Source organism: uncultured Megasphaera sp., from assembly GCF_900539295.1.
Lineage (GTDB): Bacteria > Bacillota > Negativicutes > Veillonellales > Megasphaeraceae > Megasphaera.
Genome location: NZ_UQBH01000011.1, coordinates 19,460 through 36,869 on the forward strand (window position 1 = coordinate 19,460; position 17,410 = coordinate 36,869).

Annotated in this window: 13 protein-coding genes; 11 read left to right on the top strand and 2 right to left on the bottom strand. The window is 55.2% G+C overall.

What is annotated here, in order from left to right:
• The first annotated feature begins 87 nt into the window (after nucleotides 1-87).
• Both ylqF and QZQ46_RS05170 read left to right on the top strand, forming a co-directional pair.
• Nucleotides 88-951, top strand: a complete 864-nt coding sequence (gene ylqF, locus QZQ46_RS05165) for a ribosome biogenesis GTPase YlqF (protein ID WP_296827483.1) — start codon at nucleotides 88-90, stop codon at nucleotides 949-951.
• A gap of 1 nt (nucleotide 952) precedes the next feature.
• Nucleotides 953-1,744: a ribonuclease HII gene (locus QZQ46_RS05170; RefSeq protein WP_296827485.1), complete on the top strand. Its 792-nt coding sequence runs from the start codon at nucleotides 953-955 to the stop codon at nucleotides 1,742-1,744.
• Here QZQ46_RS05170 and QZQ46_RS05175 read toward each other — a convergent pair.
• Entirely contained in the window at nucleotides 1,741-2,694 is a 954-nt protein-coding gene (locus QZQ46_RS05175) for a magnesium transporter CorA family protein (RefSeq protein WP_296827488.1), read from the bottom strand. The two genes, QZQ46_RS05170 and QZQ46_RS05175, sit on opposite strands and share 4 nt — an antisense overlap.
• A gap of 244 nt (nucleotides 2,695-2,938) precedes the next feature.
• Here QZQ46_RS05175 and smc point away from each other — a divergent pair, with 244 nt between their 5' ends.
• The 9 genes from smc (at nucleotide 2,939) to QZQ46_RS05220 (ending at nucleotide 15,369) form a co-directional block, all read left to right on the top strand.
• Nucleotides 2,939-6,493, top strand: a complete 3,555-nt coding sequence (gene smc / locus QZQ46_RS05180) for a chromosome segregation protein SMC (RefSeq protein ID WP_296827491.1) — start codon at nucleotides 2,939-2,941, stop codon at nucleotides 6,491-6,493.
• A gap of 2 nt (nucleotides 6,494-6,495) precedes the next feature.
• Entirely contained in the window at nucleotides 6,496-7,440 is a 945-nt protein-coding gene (gene ftsY / locus QZQ46_RS05185) for a signal recognition particle-docking protein FtsY (protein WP_296827570.1), read from the top strand.
• 66 nt (nucleotides 7,441-7,506) lie between these two features.
• The gene (gene thiM, locus QZQ46_RS05190) at nucleotides 7,507-8,325 is read left to right on the top strand and encodes a hydroxyethylthiazole kinase (RefSeq protein ID WP_296827495.1); all 819 of its coding nucleotides are present in this window, start codon (nucleotides 7,507-7,509) and stop codon (nucleotides 8,323-8,325) included.
• Nucleotides 8,312-8,815, top strand: a complete 504-nt coding sequence (thiW, locus tag QZQ46_RS05195) for an energy coupling factor transporter S component ThiW (protein ID WP_296827498.1) — start codon at nucleotides 8,312-8,314, stop codon at nucleotides 8,813-8,815. The genes thiM and thiW overlap by 14 nt, the downstream gene beginning before the upstream one ends.
• Nucleotides 8,816-8,947: 132 nt before the next feature.
• Nucleotides 8,948-9,544: a TetR/AcrR family transcriptional regulator gene (locus QZQ46_RS05200; protein ID WP_296827500.1), complete on the top strand. Its 597-nt coding sequence runs from the start codon at nucleotides 8,948-8,950 to the stop codon at nucleotides 9,542-9,544.
• The gene (locus QZQ46_RS05205; protein ID WP_296827504.1) at nucleotides 9,541-10,707 is read left to right on the top strand and encodes an efflux RND transporter periplasmic adaptor subunit; all 1,167 of its coding nucleotides are present in this window, start codon (nucleotides 9,541-9,543) and stop codon (nucleotides 10,705-10,707) included. The genes QZQ46_RS05200 and QZQ46_RS05205 overlap by 4 nt, the downstream gene beginning before the upstream one ends.
• A gap of 12 nt (nucleotides 10,708-10,719) precedes the next feature.
• Nucleotides 10,720-13,872, top strand: a complete 3,153-nt coding sequence (locus QZQ46_RS05210; protein WP_296827506.1) for an efflux RND transporter permease subunit — start codon at nucleotides 10,720-10,722, stop codon at nucleotides 13,870-13,872.
• A gap of 387 nt (nucleotides 13,873-14,259) precedes the next feature.
• A complete protein-coding gene (locus QZQ46_RS05215) occupies nucleotides 14,260-14,775 on the top strand; it encodes a hypothetical protein (RefSeq protein WP_296827509.1) in 516 nt (171 codons plus the stop codon).
• A 33-nt stretch (nucleotides 14,776-14,808) separates the two neighbouring features.
• Nucleotides 14,809-15,369: a hypothetical protein gene (locus QZQ46_RS05220; protein ID WP_296827512.1), complete on the top strand. Its 561-nt coding sequence runs from the start codon at nucleotides 14,809-14,811 to the stop codon at nucleotides 15,367-15,369.
• A 100-nt stretch (nucleotides 15,370-15,469) separates the two neighbouring features.
• On the opposite strand, the gene nadE is transcribed toward QZQ46_RS05220, so the two are convergent.
• Nucleotides 15,470-17,374 (bottom strand): NAD(+) synthase, encoded by a 1,905-nt coding sequence (gene nadE, locus QZQ46_RS05225; RefSeq protein ID WP_296827513.1) that lies wholly within the window; start codon nucleotides 17,372-17,374, stop codon nucleotides 15,470-15,472.
• Nucleotides 17,375-17,410: the final 36 nt, after the last annotated feature.

Below are 17,410 nucleotides of genomic sequence, written 5' to 3' on the forward strand. Positions count from 1 at the left end.
GTTATACTGTAAAAGGCTGTCTGCGGACAGCGAAAAGGGGCTGTTTTTATGACAGCCCCCTTTCTTTTTTTCTATAAAGGAGTTCCCATGATAATCAACTGGTATCCCGGCCATATGGCCAAAGCCAAGCGCCTGATTCAGGAAAATCTCAAGATCATCGATGTCGTCATCGAACTCGTCGATGCCCGCATCCCCCTGAGCAGCACCAATCCCATGATAAAATCCCTCATCGGCGACAAGCCCTCCATCGTCGTCCTCAATAAGGCCGACCTGGCCGATCCTGCCGTCGTCGACGAATGGGTCGCCTATTATAAACAGCAGGGCCGCAAGGTCATGGCCCTCAACAGCAAGGGCGGCAAGGGCGTCAAGCAGCTCGTGTCCCTCATCCGCTCCTTAGCTGCGCCGAAGCTCGAACGCTGGAAGGCCCGAGGCCTCAAGAACCGCGCTGTTCGGACCATGATCCTGGGCATCCCCAACGTCGGCAAGTCGACGCTGATCAATAAGTTATCCCACAGAAGCGCCGCCAAGACGGCCGATAAGCCCGGGGAAACGAAGGGCAAGCAGTGGGTCCACATCGGCGACCAGCTCGACCTCCTCGATACGCCGGGCGTCTTGTGGCCGAAACTGGAAAACCAGACCAGCGCCTACCGATTGGCGGCGACGGGGGCCATTTCCGACACCGTCTTCGATATGGAAACGGTCATCGCCCAGCTCATCGAACAGCTGTCGGCCCAGTATCCCGACGCATTGAAGGGCCGCTATAAATTGGACGACCTCTGCGAAAAGCCCTTGGATACGATCGAAGCCATCGGCCGCAAGCGGGGCTGCATCGTCTCCGGCGGCGTCGTCGATTTAGAAAAGACGTATAAGCTCATCTTGAAGGAATTTCGCGAAGGTACGATCGGCGCCATTTCCCTCGACCGCCTCGGTGAATTTGAAGGGAATGAATGACATGGACATTGCCAAATTAAAGGTGGCTGACCTGAAAAATCTGTTGGCCCAAGGCCGGGACATCGAAGGCCTGCTCTCGGCCATGAAGGACGACGGCCGGGTGTCGGTCCGAAAGCTGGCCGATGCCTACATGAAGCGGAAAATCAAGGAAGAAGAGGAACGGGAACGGGTCCTGCACCTCTATGATCCGGAAGGGCAGTATTACCGCCAGGGCCTGTACCATGTGGCCGGTATCGACGAAGCCGGCCGTGGCCCTGCGGCGGGTCCGGTCATGGTGGCAGCCGTCATCCTGCCCCCTTATTGGGACTGTCCGGGCCTCAATGACAGCAAAAAAGTACAGCCCGCCAAAAGGGAAGAGCTGTACGATAAAATCATGGCCGAAGCCGTCGCCGTGTCCTGCATTTCAAAGTCGGAAAAGGACATCGACCGCCTCGACATCTACCATGCGACGATGCAGGCCATGTATGAGACTGTAGAACATCTTTCGGTTCCGGCTGAAGCCGTCCTGGTCGACGCCATGCCCCTCAGGGACCTGTCCCTGCCGCATCGGTCCTTAGTTCACGGCGACGCCTTAAGCGCGTCCATCGCCGCAGCGTCGATCATCGCCAAGGTCACGCGAGACCGGTTGATGGTCGAATACGATAAAAAATATCCCCAGTACGGCTTTGCCGTCCACAAGGGATATTTGACGAAAATGCATATGGAAGCGCTTCGGGAATATGGACCCTGTCCGATTCACCGGCGGTCTTTTGAACCGATCAAGACCATGGTTGCCGGACGAGGCGTATTTTAGAATAAATCCTTTCGCCACAGCAAAATTGCGGCGGTAATGGTACAGACTAAGGCGATTCCGGACACATAAAAGAAGCCGTTCGCCGTATCTTGGAAGGGGACCTGTACGTTGATGCCCCATAAACTGAAGATAATCGTCGGAACAGCCAGCATGATCGTGACCGATGCCAAGAATTTCATGACTAAGTTCAGGTTGTTGGAAATGATCGAAGCGAAGGTATCGGACATACTCATGAGGATGTTGGAATACATTTCAACCATTTCGATAGCCTGTTTGTTTTCGATGATGACGTCTTCCAGGAGGTCTTCGTCTTCTTCATACATCTTGATGAGATGGTGAAGGGCCGTATTGCGGCGCAGGCGCATGAGGCGCTCCATGACGATGCCGTTGCCCCGCAGAGCCGAGGTGAAGTACGTCAAGGATTTCTGTAATTCTAAGAGCAGGAAGAATTCCTTGTTGCGCATGGAATGGCGCAGGATTTCTTCGATATCATCGGTTCGGTGGTTGATTTGCATTAAGTAGCGAAGGAACAAGGTAGCCGAACGATGGAGAATCTGAAATAAGAAGCGCGTCTTTTTAAAGGTATAGAATAAGGGATAGGTGTTTTTGGTGAATGCGCGCATGACTTCCGTCTCTTCGATACAGAGGGTGACGATGAAGTCCGATGTGATGAAAATGCCCAGCGGCAAGGTGTCATAACTGTCCGTTTCCCGGATGATCGGGATGTTGATGACGACGAAGATGTACTCGTCTTCGATTTCGACGTGAGAACGTTCTTCCGTGTCCAAGGCGGTTTTCAAAACATCTGTGGGGATTTCCGTGACCATGGATACGAGCTGCAAATCGTCGGAATCCGGATTTACGACGTTGATCCACGAGCCTTTTTCAGCCGATGCCAAGGAAATATTTCCGTCCAAATGGCCGTTGCTGTGCTTATATACTTGAATCATGTACGGTACTCTCCCTTTCTGCAGAATCAGGGCCTCTAACCCCAAATTCTAATATAATCATTAATTTACCGTTCGTCAACCCTTTTGAATATATTTTACACAATCTTTGGGTGGCCGCGGCAGCGAGATGTGCGGCTGGCGACGGGCGGCTAATTATGGTATGATAACTATACGAAAAAATAAGGGGAGGCCTGCGTATGACAAGAGAATTCGTACCCATGCCGAATGAAGTGAGTAAAACATCATGCAGTTATTGAAAATGGAGCTGCGAGGCTTCAAATCCTTTGCAGATAAGACAGTCTTAACCTTCGATGAGGGCATTACGGCCATCGTCGGCCCGAACGGCAGCGGCAAGAGCAACATTTCCGATGCCGTCCGCTGGGTCATGGGGGAACAGAACATCCGCCAACTGCGGGGCCAGCGTGCCGAAGACGTCATCTTTGCCGGTACGGAAAGCAGGAGTCCGCAGGGCGCGGCCGAAGTATCGCTCTATTTTGATAACAGCGACCATGCCTTAGATACGGAATTTACGGAAGTCGTCGTAACCCGGCGTCTGTTCCGCTCCGGCGACAGCGAATACTATATCAACCGCCGGTCGTGCCGCTTAAAGGATATCCACACCCTCTTTGCCGACACCGGTATCGGTCAGGATTCTATGGCCGTCATCGGTCAGAACCGCGTCGACCGCATCTTGAACAGCAAGCCTGAAGAACGGCGGGTCATCTTTGAAGAAGTGGCCGGCATCAGCCGCTTTAAGGGCCGGAAAGCCGAAGGCCTGCGAAAAATTGCCGAAACGGAACGCAATTTGGAACGCATCGGCGACCTCACGGGCGTCCTTGAAGAGCAGCTGGGGCCTTTGCAGCAGCAAGCTGAAACACTGCAGCAGTTCCGGGTCTTAGACGGCGAACGGCTGGCCTATGAAGGCACAGTGACCCTTCAGGAACTGCGCAACAGCGAACGCCTCCTGGCCAAAGCCGAAAACAGCCGCCAGGCGGCGTCGGCGGAAGAACAGGAAGCCTCCAAAGAATTGGCCGAGGCCGAACAGCGGCGCAAAGCCCTGATGGCAGCGATGGCTTCAGAAGAAGAACAATTGCGCCGCCTCGATGAGGCCGCCATGGCCGCCCACAACGAATTGGACAGCCTCATTCATCGTCAGGAAGCCTGCGTCCAGCATCAGGAAGAACTGGCTGAGCGCCAGGCCGATGATGATCGGGAAGAGGCCCAGCTCAAAGAACGGCGGGATTCTTGGCAGGATCGGCAGAAAGCACTGCAGGGCCAGAAGGAGCAAAAGGAAGCCGAACTGGCAGCCGCTCAAAAGGCCCTGGCCCTGACCGAGACCTTGGTGGAACAAGCCGAAGCCAAGGCGAAACAGGCAGCTTGTGACCTGCAGCAGCATGTCGATGCCAATTCCAACCGCAGCCGTGACGCCTTCATGCTGCGCCGCGACCGCGATGATCTGCGGCGCCGCCTCGATGAAAACGCCGACGCCGGTGAAGAAGCCGTGACGGCTTTTGAAGAAAAGAAGAAGGCTCTGGCAGACGCCAAAGAGCGGCGTCAGGACGTCGAAGAGAAGCGCAGCCATTGGCAGGACGAAGTGAAGGCCTGCCAAGACGCCCTTTCTTCCCGGAAGGAAGCTGCTGCTGAGCAGCAGGCCCTTTTGGAAGGCGTCGAAAAGGACTATCGCCGCCTGCGCAGCGATGTCGACGGCGCCTTGCAGCGCATCCGCGTCCTAGAGAGTATGGAACAGGAACACGAAGGGCTGGGCCGGGCCGTCAAGGTCGTCCTTACGGCGCAGCAGCCCTGGCGGAGTCGGCTCTGCGGCGCCGTCGGCGAATTGTGCCGCATTCCCGGTAAATTTGCCGTCGCCGTCGATGTGGCCCTGGGGGCCGCGGCCCGCCACGTCGTGGCCGAAGACGAAGAGGCGGCCAAACAGGCCATTTCTTATTTGAAAGAAAAGAAAGCCGGCCGGACGACCTTCCTTCCTCTGGATACCCTGAGAAACCGGACGCGGACAGCCGACGAAGAACGGGCCGTTTCCGAAAAGGGCATCTTGGGCTTTGCCTCTGATGTCATTACCTATGAAGAAAAATATAAGACGGTCTTTACGTCTTTATTGGGAAAGACCCTCTTGGCCGATACGATGGACACGGGGTCGGCCGTCGCTAAGAAATACGGCCACCGTCTGCGCATCGTCTGTCTCGACGGGACGCAGTTCAACGCCGGCGGCTCCCTGACCGGCGGCAGTACGCGGAATCAGGAAGGATCCCTCATCAGCCGCCGGGCTTTAATGGAAGACTTGCAGCAGAAAATCGATGAGGGTCAAAAAGAGCTTAAGGCCCTGACGGTGAAGGGCAAGGACCTGCGCCAAGCTGCGGAAGAAGGGAAAAAGGCCTTGGAAGGGGCCGAAGAAGCCCTGAAAAAGGCTGAGCAGGAAGCGGGCCAGGCTGACTGGCAGGTACAGCAGCTCGACAAGGAACTGACGGACCTTGAAAAAGCCGTGACCGATACGGACCGGCGCGTCGAAGCCCTCGATATGGCCCGCTCCGATATCCAAGCCGACCTCGTTTCCAAAGAAGAGGCCCTTTCGGCCATGGAAAAAGAACCGCAGGCCGACGTCCACCGCTGGCAGGCTGCTGCCGATGCGGCCAAGGCCGAAGCTGACCGCTGCCGTAAGAATCTGACGGAATGCCAGATTACGGCGGCGACCTTGAAAGAACAGGTCCGCCACTGTGACGACCAGCTGTCCCAGCACGCGTCGTGGCAGGACGAACTGACAAATCAGCAGCAGGCGCTGGAGAAGCGGCAGCAGGAACTTCGTGAGCGCCGACGGAATACGGAACAGCTCTTACAGGACCTGGCCCGGAATATAGAAGTGAAAAAGGCTGAGACCGACCGTTCCGACCAGGAGAAAGAAGCCTTTTATGAGAGCCGCAGCGAACGGCTCCGGCAGAGCCATGACCTGGACGAACTCGTCGATGACCTGCGCCGGCGCAGTCAGTCCTGGCAGCAGCGCCTCAACGCCGCCGACATCCAGATGGAAAAATATAAAAGCGATATCGGCCATCATGAAGAAAAACTGGCCATGCAGGGCCTGAGCCGGCAGGAAGCCATGGACCGGCGCCGTGAAGGATCCCTGAAAGAGCTTCACGACAAGGTCAGTCAATTAAAGGAACAGATTGCTGCCTTAGGCACCGTCAATCCGTCGGCGGAAGACGACTACCGGGCTGCCCTTGATAAACAGCAGTTTTATCAGAAGCAGTGCCGCGACTTGGAAGAGTCGCGAGAAAAGCTGCGGGCCGTCGTCGCCGACATCGATAAGGCCATGGCCGACCAGTTCGCCCAAGCCTTTCAGGAAATCGGTGTCCATTTCCAGCAGATTTTCAGCTGCCTCTTTGAGGGAGGCACGGCCCACTTGGCCCTGACCGATAAGGAACACATCTTAGAGTCCGGCGTAGAAATCTACATCCGGCCGCCGGGAAAGAAACAGCAGTCCCTGACCCTCCTCTCCGGGGGCGAACGGGCCCTTACGGTCATCGCCCTGCTCCTGGCCTTTCTGGCCTTTCACCCGGCGCCGTTCTGCCTGGTCGACGAAGTCGATGCAGCCCTGGACGAAGCCAACGTAGAGCGCATGGCCCGCTATCTCCAGAATTACAGCGGCTCGACGCAGTTCATCGTCATCACCCACCGCCGCAAGACCATGGAAGCGGCCAATACCCTTCTCGGCGTTACTATGGAAGAAAAGGGCGTATCGCGGCTGTTGTCGGTCAAAGTAGATGAATTATTAAAGGAAGGAACATGATTATGGGATTTTTTTCAAAACTTCGAAAAGGCTTAGAAAAGACAAAAAACTCACTCATTCAAAATATAGAGACCGTCGTCCGTGGCTATGCCAAGATCGACGACGACATGTATGACGACTTGGAAGCGGTCATGCTGACCGGTGACATCGGCGTCGAAACGACGGAATACCTCCTCGACCAAATCCGTACCGGCGTCAAAGACCGGGACATCAAAGACGGAAACGACGTCGTCCCTTATCTCGAACGGTGCATCGTCAACTTACTCAATGAAAACGACGAACCCGTACCGGAAACGGACGGTACACGGGTCATCTTCATCGTCGGCGTCAACGGCGTCGGCAAGACGACGACCATCGGCAAGTTAGCCAAATACTACAGCGAGCAGGGGAAATCGGTCATGCTGGCTGCCGGCGATACCTTCCGGGCCGCCGCTTCGGAACAGCTGACCATTTGGGCTGAACGGGTCGGCGTCCCCATCGTCAAGCACCAGGAAGGGGCCGATGCGGCCGCCGTCGTCTTCGATGCTACGGCGTCGGCCAAGGCGCGGAATGCCGATATCCTCCTGGTCGATACGGCAGGCCGTCTGCAGACCAAGTCCAACCTCATGGAAGAACTGCGGAAAATGGCCCGCATTGCCGGCCGCAACATCGACGGGGCTCCGCAGGAAACGCTCTTGGTCCTCGATGCCACGACGGGGCAGAATGCCGTCAGCCAGGCCAAGCTCTTCGGCGACGTCGTTCCCTTGACCGGTGTCGTCCTGACCAAGCTCGACGGCACGGCCAAAGGCGGCGTCATCCTGTCGATTAAACGAGAATTGGGCGTTCCCGTCCGCTGGGTCGGCGTCGGCGAAGGCGTCGACGATCTTCGCCCCTTCGATGCCGCCCAGTTTGCCGATGCCCTCTTCGATAAGAACGCCGCTGCCTATGAAGGCGACGACGAAGCGTAAGGAGAGGCAGCCTATGTTACATCCGGTATTTATTGTAAAAAGTTATAGATAAAGGGGGAGGGGGCGATGACGCTTCTCGAAGAAGCCGGCTCGAACCTGGCCGTACTGCGCCGGGAACGGCCGCTCATTCATCACATTACGAATTTTGTCACCATGGACGACTGCGCCAATGCGACCCTGGCCATCGGCGCTTCGCCGACGATGACCAATTCTGTCGAAGAAGTGGCCGAAATGGCAGGGGCTGCCAAGGCCCTGGTCCTCAACTTGGGAACCCTTCAGCAGTGGACTCTCGAGGCCATGATCCTGGCCGGAAAGGCTGCAGCGGATAAGGGCGTCCCCATCATCTTCGATCCTGTCGGCGCCGGCGGGACGACCTTTCGCACGGCAGCGGCCCTGCGCCTGGTCCGGGAACTGCCGATGGCCGTCATCCGCGGCAATGCGGCAGAAATCACCTGCCTGGCTGACCATCAGAGCGGCCGCAACCTCGGCGTCGACAGCCTGGTCCGTCCCGTCGACGCTACCTTAGCGGCCGACCTCGCCGAGAAACTGGGAACGACCATCGCCATTACCGGCGCCGTCGACTTCATTTCCGACGGCAAACGGACGGCTGCCGTCCATAACGGCTGCCCCATGCTGACCTATGTGTCCGGCACGGGGTGCATGACGTCGTCCCTCATCGGCTCCTTTGCCGCTGTCAGCGATGCCTTTACGGCAGCCGTCGCCGGCGTCACGGCCATGGGCATCGGCGGGGAACTGGCCTTTGAAAATGGGGGCAGTGCCGGCCCCGGTTCCTTCCACGCCCGTCTCTTCGACGCCTTTTACAGCTTGAATACAGATCTGTTGCAACAGTATGGAAAGGTTATGATTGCCAATGAACAATGTTGAACTCAAGAAAATGACGGTGACGGCTATCTTCATCGCCATCGGGGTCTTACTGGCTCCCTTCGTTTCATTTCCCTTCGGCGGGGCCCGGGTCTTTCCCCTGCAGCATCTCATCAACGTCCTCTTAGCCGTCCTCGTCGGCTGGCGTTACTCGACGGCCGGTGCCTTCTGCATCTCGTCCATTCGCATGGCCATGGGCGTCGGGACGGTCCTGGCTTATCCCGGCAGCATGATCGGCGCTGCCCTGGCCGGTATCCTCTATAAAAGGACCGGTTCCATCTGGGGTGCCGTTGCCGGTGAAATCATCGGGACCGGTATTTTAGGCGGCCTCATCGCCTATCCCGTGGCGGCCTTCGTCTTAGATTCCAAAGCCGTGGCCCTGTGGTTTTTTATCGTTGCTTTTTTACCCAATACCTGCCTCGGCGCCGCCTGCGGAGCTTTGTTATACCGGTTTTTGCCCATCCGGAAATTGGCCGGCGAACTGGAAAAGTAATAATTGCAACTTGTTTACAGCCGTATATTGACTTATATGGTACGGTATATTAAACTATAAATTGGTACTGAGTTTTATGTTTGAGTTTCAGAGACAGCATGTTATATTTTTTTGTGAGTAGGATGTGTTTGAATGACAGAAGATATCCGCGCCAAGATTCTGGCGGAAGCCTTGCGTGAAATCGACCGGCATGGTTCTGAGTTTCACATGGATGATTTAGCCCGCAAGCTGCGCATCAGTAAGCGAACCTTGTACGAATATTTTTCGTCAAAACAGGAAATCGTGGAAGAAGCTATCAGTTCGTTTCTTGAAAGGGTCTACCAATACCATCGGGAGCTCGTCGACGACGATCGTCTGACCTGTGAAGAGAAACTGATTGCCTATTTCGACGTGCCCAATGAAAACTGGCAGGTCTTGTCGGTCCGGAAGGTCTGCGATCTTTTAGTGAAGATGCCCGACGTCTGGGAACGCCTGCAGTCCCGCTACAAAAAGGATTGGAGTCTCTTGGAACAGCTCCTCGATGAAGCTCAGCAGACGGGAGAATTCAAGCCCTTTGACAAGCTCCTGTTATTGCGCATGCTGCACAGCGCAGCCGATGATATCATCGATTATTTCAATGATGTCAATCAAGATTCCAGTTTTAGTGACTATATGAAGCGTTGTATAAAGGTCTTATTATACGGCATTAAAAATCAGGAATCGAAAGAAATAGGAGGAAAAAAAAGATGATACAAAAACGCAAACTTGCGACGATGAGCGTTGCCGTCCTGACGGCTGCGGCGCTCTTGGCCGGCTGTGGTGCTGATAAAGACGCAACTAAAGCGCCCGTTGCTGTCAATACGTATAAAGTCGTCGCGTCAGACACGCCCGTTCGAGCCGAATACAGCGGTACCGTATCGGCTATGGATAAGGTTCCTGTTCAGCCGAAGATTTCCGGCCGCGTCGTAGAAAAGTACGTCCAAGGCGGTCAGGATGTCACGGCCGGTCAGGCCTTGTTCCGCATCGACAGCCGTACCTATGATGCCGCCTTAGCTCAGGCCAAGGCAACCCAAGCTCAATCCGAAGCCAATTTAGCCAATCAGCAGCTCAATCTCCGCCGTTACCAGGCTCTGGCCAGTCAGGATGCCGTTCCCCAGCAGACCGTAACCGACCAGGAAGCGGCTACGCGCCAGCAGGCAGCCGTCGTCGCGGCTAACGCGGCCCAGGTCGATGCCGCCCAGGATAACGTCGATGATACCATCGTCTATGCACCTTTCAGCGGCAAGCTGAACGTCGACGACGTGCCTATCGGCACCTTTGCGACGGCCGGTTCCACGGCATTGGTTACCATTTCGTCGAGCAATCCGGTCTACGTCGAATTTTCCATCAGTGAAGCCGAATACCTTCAGATGACCAAACAGGGGGCAGACGGCAGTAATTGGGGCGACCATCTCCTGCTTCGCCTGAGCGACGGTACGATGTATCCTTATGAAGGCCGCATTGCCCAGATCAACCACGGCATGGACGGCAATTCCGGCTCGATCATCGTCAAAGCCGTCTTTGACAACCCGGAAAACCTGCTCATCCCCGGCCTGTATGCTACGGTCGTTTCCGATACTCGCATTCAGCGCAATGCCTTGTCCGTACCGCAGCGGGCTGTTCAGCAGACCCTCGGTAAATACTACGTTTCCGTCATCGACGGCAACGGACAGGCTCAGACTCGTGAAGTCACGCCGGGCCAGAAGGTCGGTAAATTCTGGATCATCACCAGCGGACTTCAGAGCGGCGATATCATTATTGTCGACGGCTATCAGAAAGCAAAGGGAGCTACCCTCGATCAGCACTTGCTGACCAAGGCGGATATCGACAACGATAACTCCAATACGGCCGCTGACTCGTCGTCAAACAAGTAGGGAGGCGAGACCGTGATATCAAAGTTTTTTATTGACAGGCCTATTTTCGCCGTCGTCATTTCCCTGATCATTTCCATCCTCGGTCTGCTTTCCATCGCAACCCTGCCGGTGGCGAAGTACCCGAACGTTACGCCGCCGCAGGTCCGCGTTTCAGCATCTTACCCCGGGGCAAACGCCGAAGTCATCGGCACGACCGTCGCCAGCGTCATCGAACGCCAAATGGTCGGTGTCGACGACCTGGTCAGCTTGGAAAGCTCCAGTAATGATAACGGGACCTATTCGCTGACGGCCCAGTTTGAAACGGGCAGTGACGGCGACATGGATACGGTCAATACCCAGAACCGCGTCAGCCAGGTTTCTTCGACCCTGCCGTCGGAAGTTACGGCGACGGGCGTTACGGTCCAGAAGTCGACCAGCTCCATGGCCATGGTATTCGCCCTCGTTTCGCCAAATGGCTCGTACGACGCTACGTTCATGAAGAACTATGCGACCCAGTACTTCATGGATGCCTTGAAATCCGTTCCCGGCGTCGGCAGTGTCCAAGAATTCGGTTCGGACTACGCCATGCGTATTTGGCTCAATCCGATGAAGATGAGTATCCTGAACGTCACGCCGACAGACGTCATCTCGGCCATTTCGACCCAGAATACCCAGGCTGCCGTCGGTACCATCGGCGCTCAGCCGTCGGCCAACAACCAGACCTATCAGTACACCATGCGTACCGACGGTCGTCTGCAAACGGCCGAACAGTTTAACAACGTCATCATCCGTACCAACTCCGATGGGACCATGGTCCGCGTCGGCGACGTAGCGGAAGTCAACTTAGGTTCGAAAGACTACAGCGTCACGTCCAAACTCAATGACAGTAATGCTGCCGGCTTCATGGTCAGCCTGACGTCTGACGCCAACGCCATGCAGTCTGTCAGCGGTGCGAAAGCCGTCCTTGAAAAGGCCAAGGAATCCTTCCCGTCCGATATGGACTATGAAGTCGTCTACGACAGCACCAAGTTCGTCCGGGCCTCCATTGAAGAAGTTATCCAGACCTTCATCGAAGCCCTGCTCCTGGTTGCCCTCATCGTATACCTCTTCCTCCAGAGCGGCCGGTCGACACTCATTCCGTTGATCGCCGTCCCCGTATCTCTTCTCGGGACCTTTGCCCTCTTTTCCGTCCTCGACTTTTCTATCAACACCCTGACCTTGTTCGCCATGGTCTTGGCCATCGGCCTCCTCGTCGACGATGCTATCGTCGTCATCGAAGCCGTCGAATATGAAATTAAATATAACGCCCGAAGTCCGCGAGAGGCGACGATCATCGCCATGGAAAACGTACAGAACCCGGTTATCGGCGTCGCCTGCGTCTTGGCTTCGGTCTTCATCCCTGTCGCCTTCCTAAGCGGCATGAGCGGTATCCTCTACCGCCAGTTCGCCTTGACCATTGCCGTTTCGGTCCTCATTTCGGCCTTCGTCGCCCTGACCCTGACGCCGGCCATGTGTGCGACCATCTTGAATATCCATAAGCCGGAAGAAAACCCCAAGGAAATTTACAAATTCTTCAATAAGTTCAATGAATGGTTTGACCGCCTCATCGCAGGCTACGGCAAGATCCTGGCTCACCTGCAGCTCCACCTGCGCTGGTGCGTCGTCTTCCTGATCGTCATCAGTGCGGCCACCCTCGGCGTCTTCCGGGTCATGCCGACGGGCTTCGTACCGGCTGAAGACAGTGCTTTCGTCATGATGGATATCACCCTTCCGGAAGGTATTTCTCAGACGGAAACGAAGAAAATCAGTGAAGAAATGGGCAACTGGCTCAAAGAACAGCCCGGCGTATCGACGGCCATGAATATCGTCGGCTACGGCCTTCTGGCAGGCGGCCAGAAGCCGAATGCAGCCGCTGCCTTCATCGGCCTCGACGACTGGGATAAACGAACGACGAAGGATCTCTCTGTTGACGCTTTGATGGGTAAGATCATGGCCCGCGGCGCCCAGATTCCCCAGGCCTCGATCATCGCCTTAAACCCGCCGCCAATCGACGGCATGGGTACGTCGTCGGGCTTCACCATGCAGCTTGAAGACCGGGGCGGCCATACGACGGCAGAACTGTCAGAAACGGCACAGAAAGTCATCGCCGCTGCCCGTCAGCGTCCGGAAATCGGTTCGGTCTATACGGCTTTTGCTGCGGACACGCCGGGCTATGAGCTCGAAATCGACCGCGACAAAGTCGCCCGTGAAGGCGTCTCCCTGAGCGACCTCTATTCGACGCTCCAGTCCTTCTACGGTTCCTATCAGGTCAATGACTTCACCATCTTTGGCCGTAACTTCAAGGTTATCGTCCAGGCTTCTCCGGAATTCCGTGAAACCGTCGATGCCAACAACCATATCTATGTCCGCAACTCGAGCAACCAGCTCGTTCCGGTATCGAACTTCGTTCGTCCGAAACCGATGGGATCGGCATCGATCATCACTCGTTTCAATGACTATCCGGCGATTACCATCCAAGGGGCTCCGGCCAATGGCTACAGCTCCGGTGATGCCATTAAAGCCTTGGAAGAAATCGCTGCGGATACCCTCGGCGAAGGTTATGCCTACGAATGGAGCGGCATGAGCCGTGAAGAAATCGAAGCCGGCAACAAGACGGTCTACGTCTTTGCCTTGGCCATCCTCTTCGTCTTCCTCGTCTTGGCAGCCCTTTATGAAAGCTGGAAGGTTCCCTTTGCCGTACTGTTCAGTCTGCCGGCCGGTGTCTTTGGGGCAGCTCTCTTTGCTTACCTCCTGAGCCAGCAGAACAACATTTACTTCCAAATCGGTATCCTGGCCGTCATCGGCCTGGCTGCGAAGAACGCCATCCTGATCATCGAATACGCCAAAGTCCGTGTCGATGAGCGCGGCATGGATCCCGTGTCGGCTGCCATTGAAGCCGCTAAGATCCGTCTGCGCCCGATCATCATGACGTCCCTGGCCTTCGTCGTCGGCTCCATTCCGCTGGCCATGGCCTCCGGTGCCGGTGCCGCCTCGCGTGTCAACATGGGTATCACTGTCGTCTTCGGTACGTCCGTTGCGACCATCGTCGGCGTCTTCCTCATTCCTATGATGTTCATCATCGTCGAAAACTTTGGTCATAAACGGGTAAGACCGAAGAGTGAAGTCGGACGGCTGAAAGACATGTAGTCTCCGTCTCGCATCTTAGTTACACCATCAGCACGCTCTGTCCTTTTGGGCAGGGCGTGTTTTTTGTTGCTTCCATCCGTCTTTTTGAGCTGCTGAAAGCGTTGAAAAGGGAAGACAGAGGCCGTACATCTATCGGTTTTGACACACTTTGTATTGACAGAATCCGGCTTTCTATGTTATATAGTAATGAGATAAATGAGAAATTCGTCTTTTACTATGGCTAACATCGGAGGGACTCCACAGCGAGTCCCGGGGATCCGATCATGGCAGCTGTTTTCCTTTCACAGGCATGAATCACTGTCGGCACGATTTAAATAGTGTAAGCCTTTTCCCTATAGGGGAAGAGTCCTTATAGCGTTTTATGGTGGTAAAAAAGGAGGCAACCATATGAATGTATTCTCACGATTTATGAAACTGGCCGTCGTCGTGGCCGTCACCGTCTTGGCCATGGCCGTCCTCAGCGGCTGCGGCAGCTCCGACAAATTTGCCGGCGAGTGGACCGGTTCCGGTCGCTACAAACAGACCGACTTTGACTGCTTTTATGATTTGAAAATCGAAAAAGACGGCAATGGCAACGGCTACACCATCGACCAGACCCGCTCTTATTGGAATGCCAAGGAAAGCATAAGCGGCAGCAGCGCCTCTTACAGTTGGCAGAATGAAACGGAAAAATTGACGGCGAATCTCCAGAACAATACCTTGGAAATTTCCGGCAGCGACAAGGCATCCCTGACCTATAACGAAGAAAAAGAAGAACTCCAATATAAGACCGGCGATTCCATCATCACCCTGCAGAAGAGTAACGATGCGACGGGTGACTTGGATTCCTTCAAGAACCGCCAAAAAGAAGAACTGATCGATAAGTTGAATAAATTGGGGAGAAACTTTTCCTTCACCGATTAAGGGAATCATGTTACAACCTAAGGAGGTAATCGAATGCGTTCACTGTCAAAATTCATGAAATTGGCTGTCCTGGCAGCTGTCAGCATCTTTGTGGTCGCCCTTATCAGCGGCTGCTTCAATTCGAAGAGTATTGACTATTCCGGCCAATGGGTCGGCTACGGGAAGACGGGTTTTCCGAAAGAAATGGACTGCGTCTACGATGTTAATATCGAAAAGACCGACGATGGTTATACGGTCAGCTTGGAACGGAGCAACTGGGAATTAAAAGATATTCCCGACCCGGGCTTGATCGACAGCCTGGTCAACCAAGACAACCAGCAGTATGAGTGGACGACGATGAAAGAAATGAACCTCAAGGCGACGGAAAAAGACAACACCTTGACGACGACGACGGAAAATCCCCTGACCTTTACCTATGCAGAGAAAGACGGGACCTTGGAACTGTCCTTCAAAGACTACTCTCATCAGGATGAACAGGTAACGGTACAGCTCCATAAGGCTGTAAAGGGTGAAATTGAAGACTTCAAGAACCGCTCGAAAGAAGACCTTATAAAGAACATGACGCCGGAAAACCGTCATTCTTTTAAGGACTAAGGATTGGATAAGACTGAAAATTTTATGAAATAACAAGAAAAGGACTGCCGATTCAGATGATGAATCAGCAGTCCTTTTGTGGTATGTAAGGGGTGGTCCGTCAGGCTTCTTCTGACAGAATCCGTTCTTTTAATTCTAAGTAGCGCGTCGTGTAGTACGGTGCCAGCTGAGCTTCGCGCAGGTCGTTGCCGAAGGGGCGGCGGCTGATGGAAAGGATAGGCGGGCTCTGGATCCGCTTGGCGACGGCAAAGCCGGCGATGAGACGCCACCAGCGTTCCAGGTCATCGATGAATTCCTTGGCCGTCGGGAACAGTTTATGGACGTCGACAGAGCAGCCGATGTTCTTTTCCAGGGTGCCGTCGAGGTACCACGTGAGGATCGATTCCGGCGTAGCCCGCTGCCAGCGTTCGACGAAGGCGGCGAAGAGGTAGTCGTGATAGGGGTACACTAAAGGATCGCCCTGGCCCTTGGTGACGTCCTGCTTATTCGACAGTTCGGCACTGGGAACGATGTCGATGCTGCCCTGAGGGACGACTTCCCGGCCGAAGACCTTGTCGTTGAGGTAGTGAGCCAGTTCGTAGACCTGATGCTTCCAGAGATCAGCCGTAGCTGCCAGGTAACCGGCGCTGTCGCCGTAGAGGGTGGCGTAGCCGACGGACGTTTCGGCCTTATTGGCGTTGCAGGTGAAGACGCCGCCGAAGGCGGCTGCCGCTGCCGACAAGATGCGGCTCGAGCGGTCGCGGGCCTGGATGTTTTCTTCGATGAAGCTGGTTAAGGCCAGGTGGCCCTTATTGTCTCCGCCTTGCTGCAATTCGGCCGTACTGAACTGCTGCCGCGTCAGTTCGAGGCTGTCCTGGACGGGGATGACCGTGTACAGACAGCCGATGTTGTCGGCCAGTTCCTTAGCCAGGCTCTTGGTCATATCCGAATTGTAGCAGCTGGGCATGTTGACCAAGAGGATGTTTTCCGGCGGCAGGACCGATGCATAGAGGGCGGCGTTGACGGCCGAGTCGATACCGCCCGATACGCCGATGACGACTTTATGGACGCCGATGGCATCCATGAAGTGCTGCAGGCCGTAGTGGAGGCTGTCGTAAATATCTTCGATCTGGGACTTTTCAGGCGGCACTTCGGACGGAGACGTAAAGGACTGGGTCGTTTCGTCGAAGTCGACCATGAGGAGTTCTTCCGTAAAAGGCCGGCAGGCCCGGTGATGGCTGCCGTCTTTTTGGTAGGTGCTGCTGGCGCCGTCAAAGGTATAGATGTTCTTGCCGTTGTTTTGGATGCCCGTGCAGTTGACGTAAATGGCCGGGCAGTGGATGTCGTTGATGGCCTGGCCGAAGAGGCGGTGGCGGCGCTGGGTCTTGCCCAGGGTGAAGGGCGAGTTTGAAATGTTGACGAACAAGTCGATGTCGTACATCTTTCCTAAATAGCGCATGGGCTTGAAGGGGTAGTTTTCATCCCAACTGTCTTCGCAGATGAGGGGCCCGATGCGGAACTTGCGGCCGTCGTCGAAGGGAATCTGGACGGGCGATAAGAAGTCTTCCGGGAAGGCGCGGCGTTCCTGGGCGACTTCGATGAGGGACGTGAAGTAGCGGATGTCGCTGAATTCCCGGTAATTAGGCAGGAGGGTCTTGATGTAGAAGGGGTAGGGCGAGCGGGCCGGAGACAGCCAGCGGCCGTTGTAGGCGATGAACATGGCATTGTATTTGCGCGTCCGGCCGTCGAGGTTGACACGGTCCGTTTCCTTGGCTACATTGCCGAAGATGATGGCTATGCCGTGAGAGAGGGCCTTGATTTCTTCGCCGAAGCGGACGCATTCATCGATGTAATCCGGCTGGTCCCAGATATCGCCGATGAAGTAGCCGGGAATGGCCAGCTCCGGAAAGACGACGATATCGCAGTGAGCTGCCTTGGCCTTGGCGATAAAGTCTTTCATGACCGCCGCGTTCTGCCGAGGATTGCCGGGATGGACCTGGGTCTGGGCGAGTGCTATTTTAAACAAGGAAAAGCCTCCTTTTCGTAGGTAAGAATCTATATA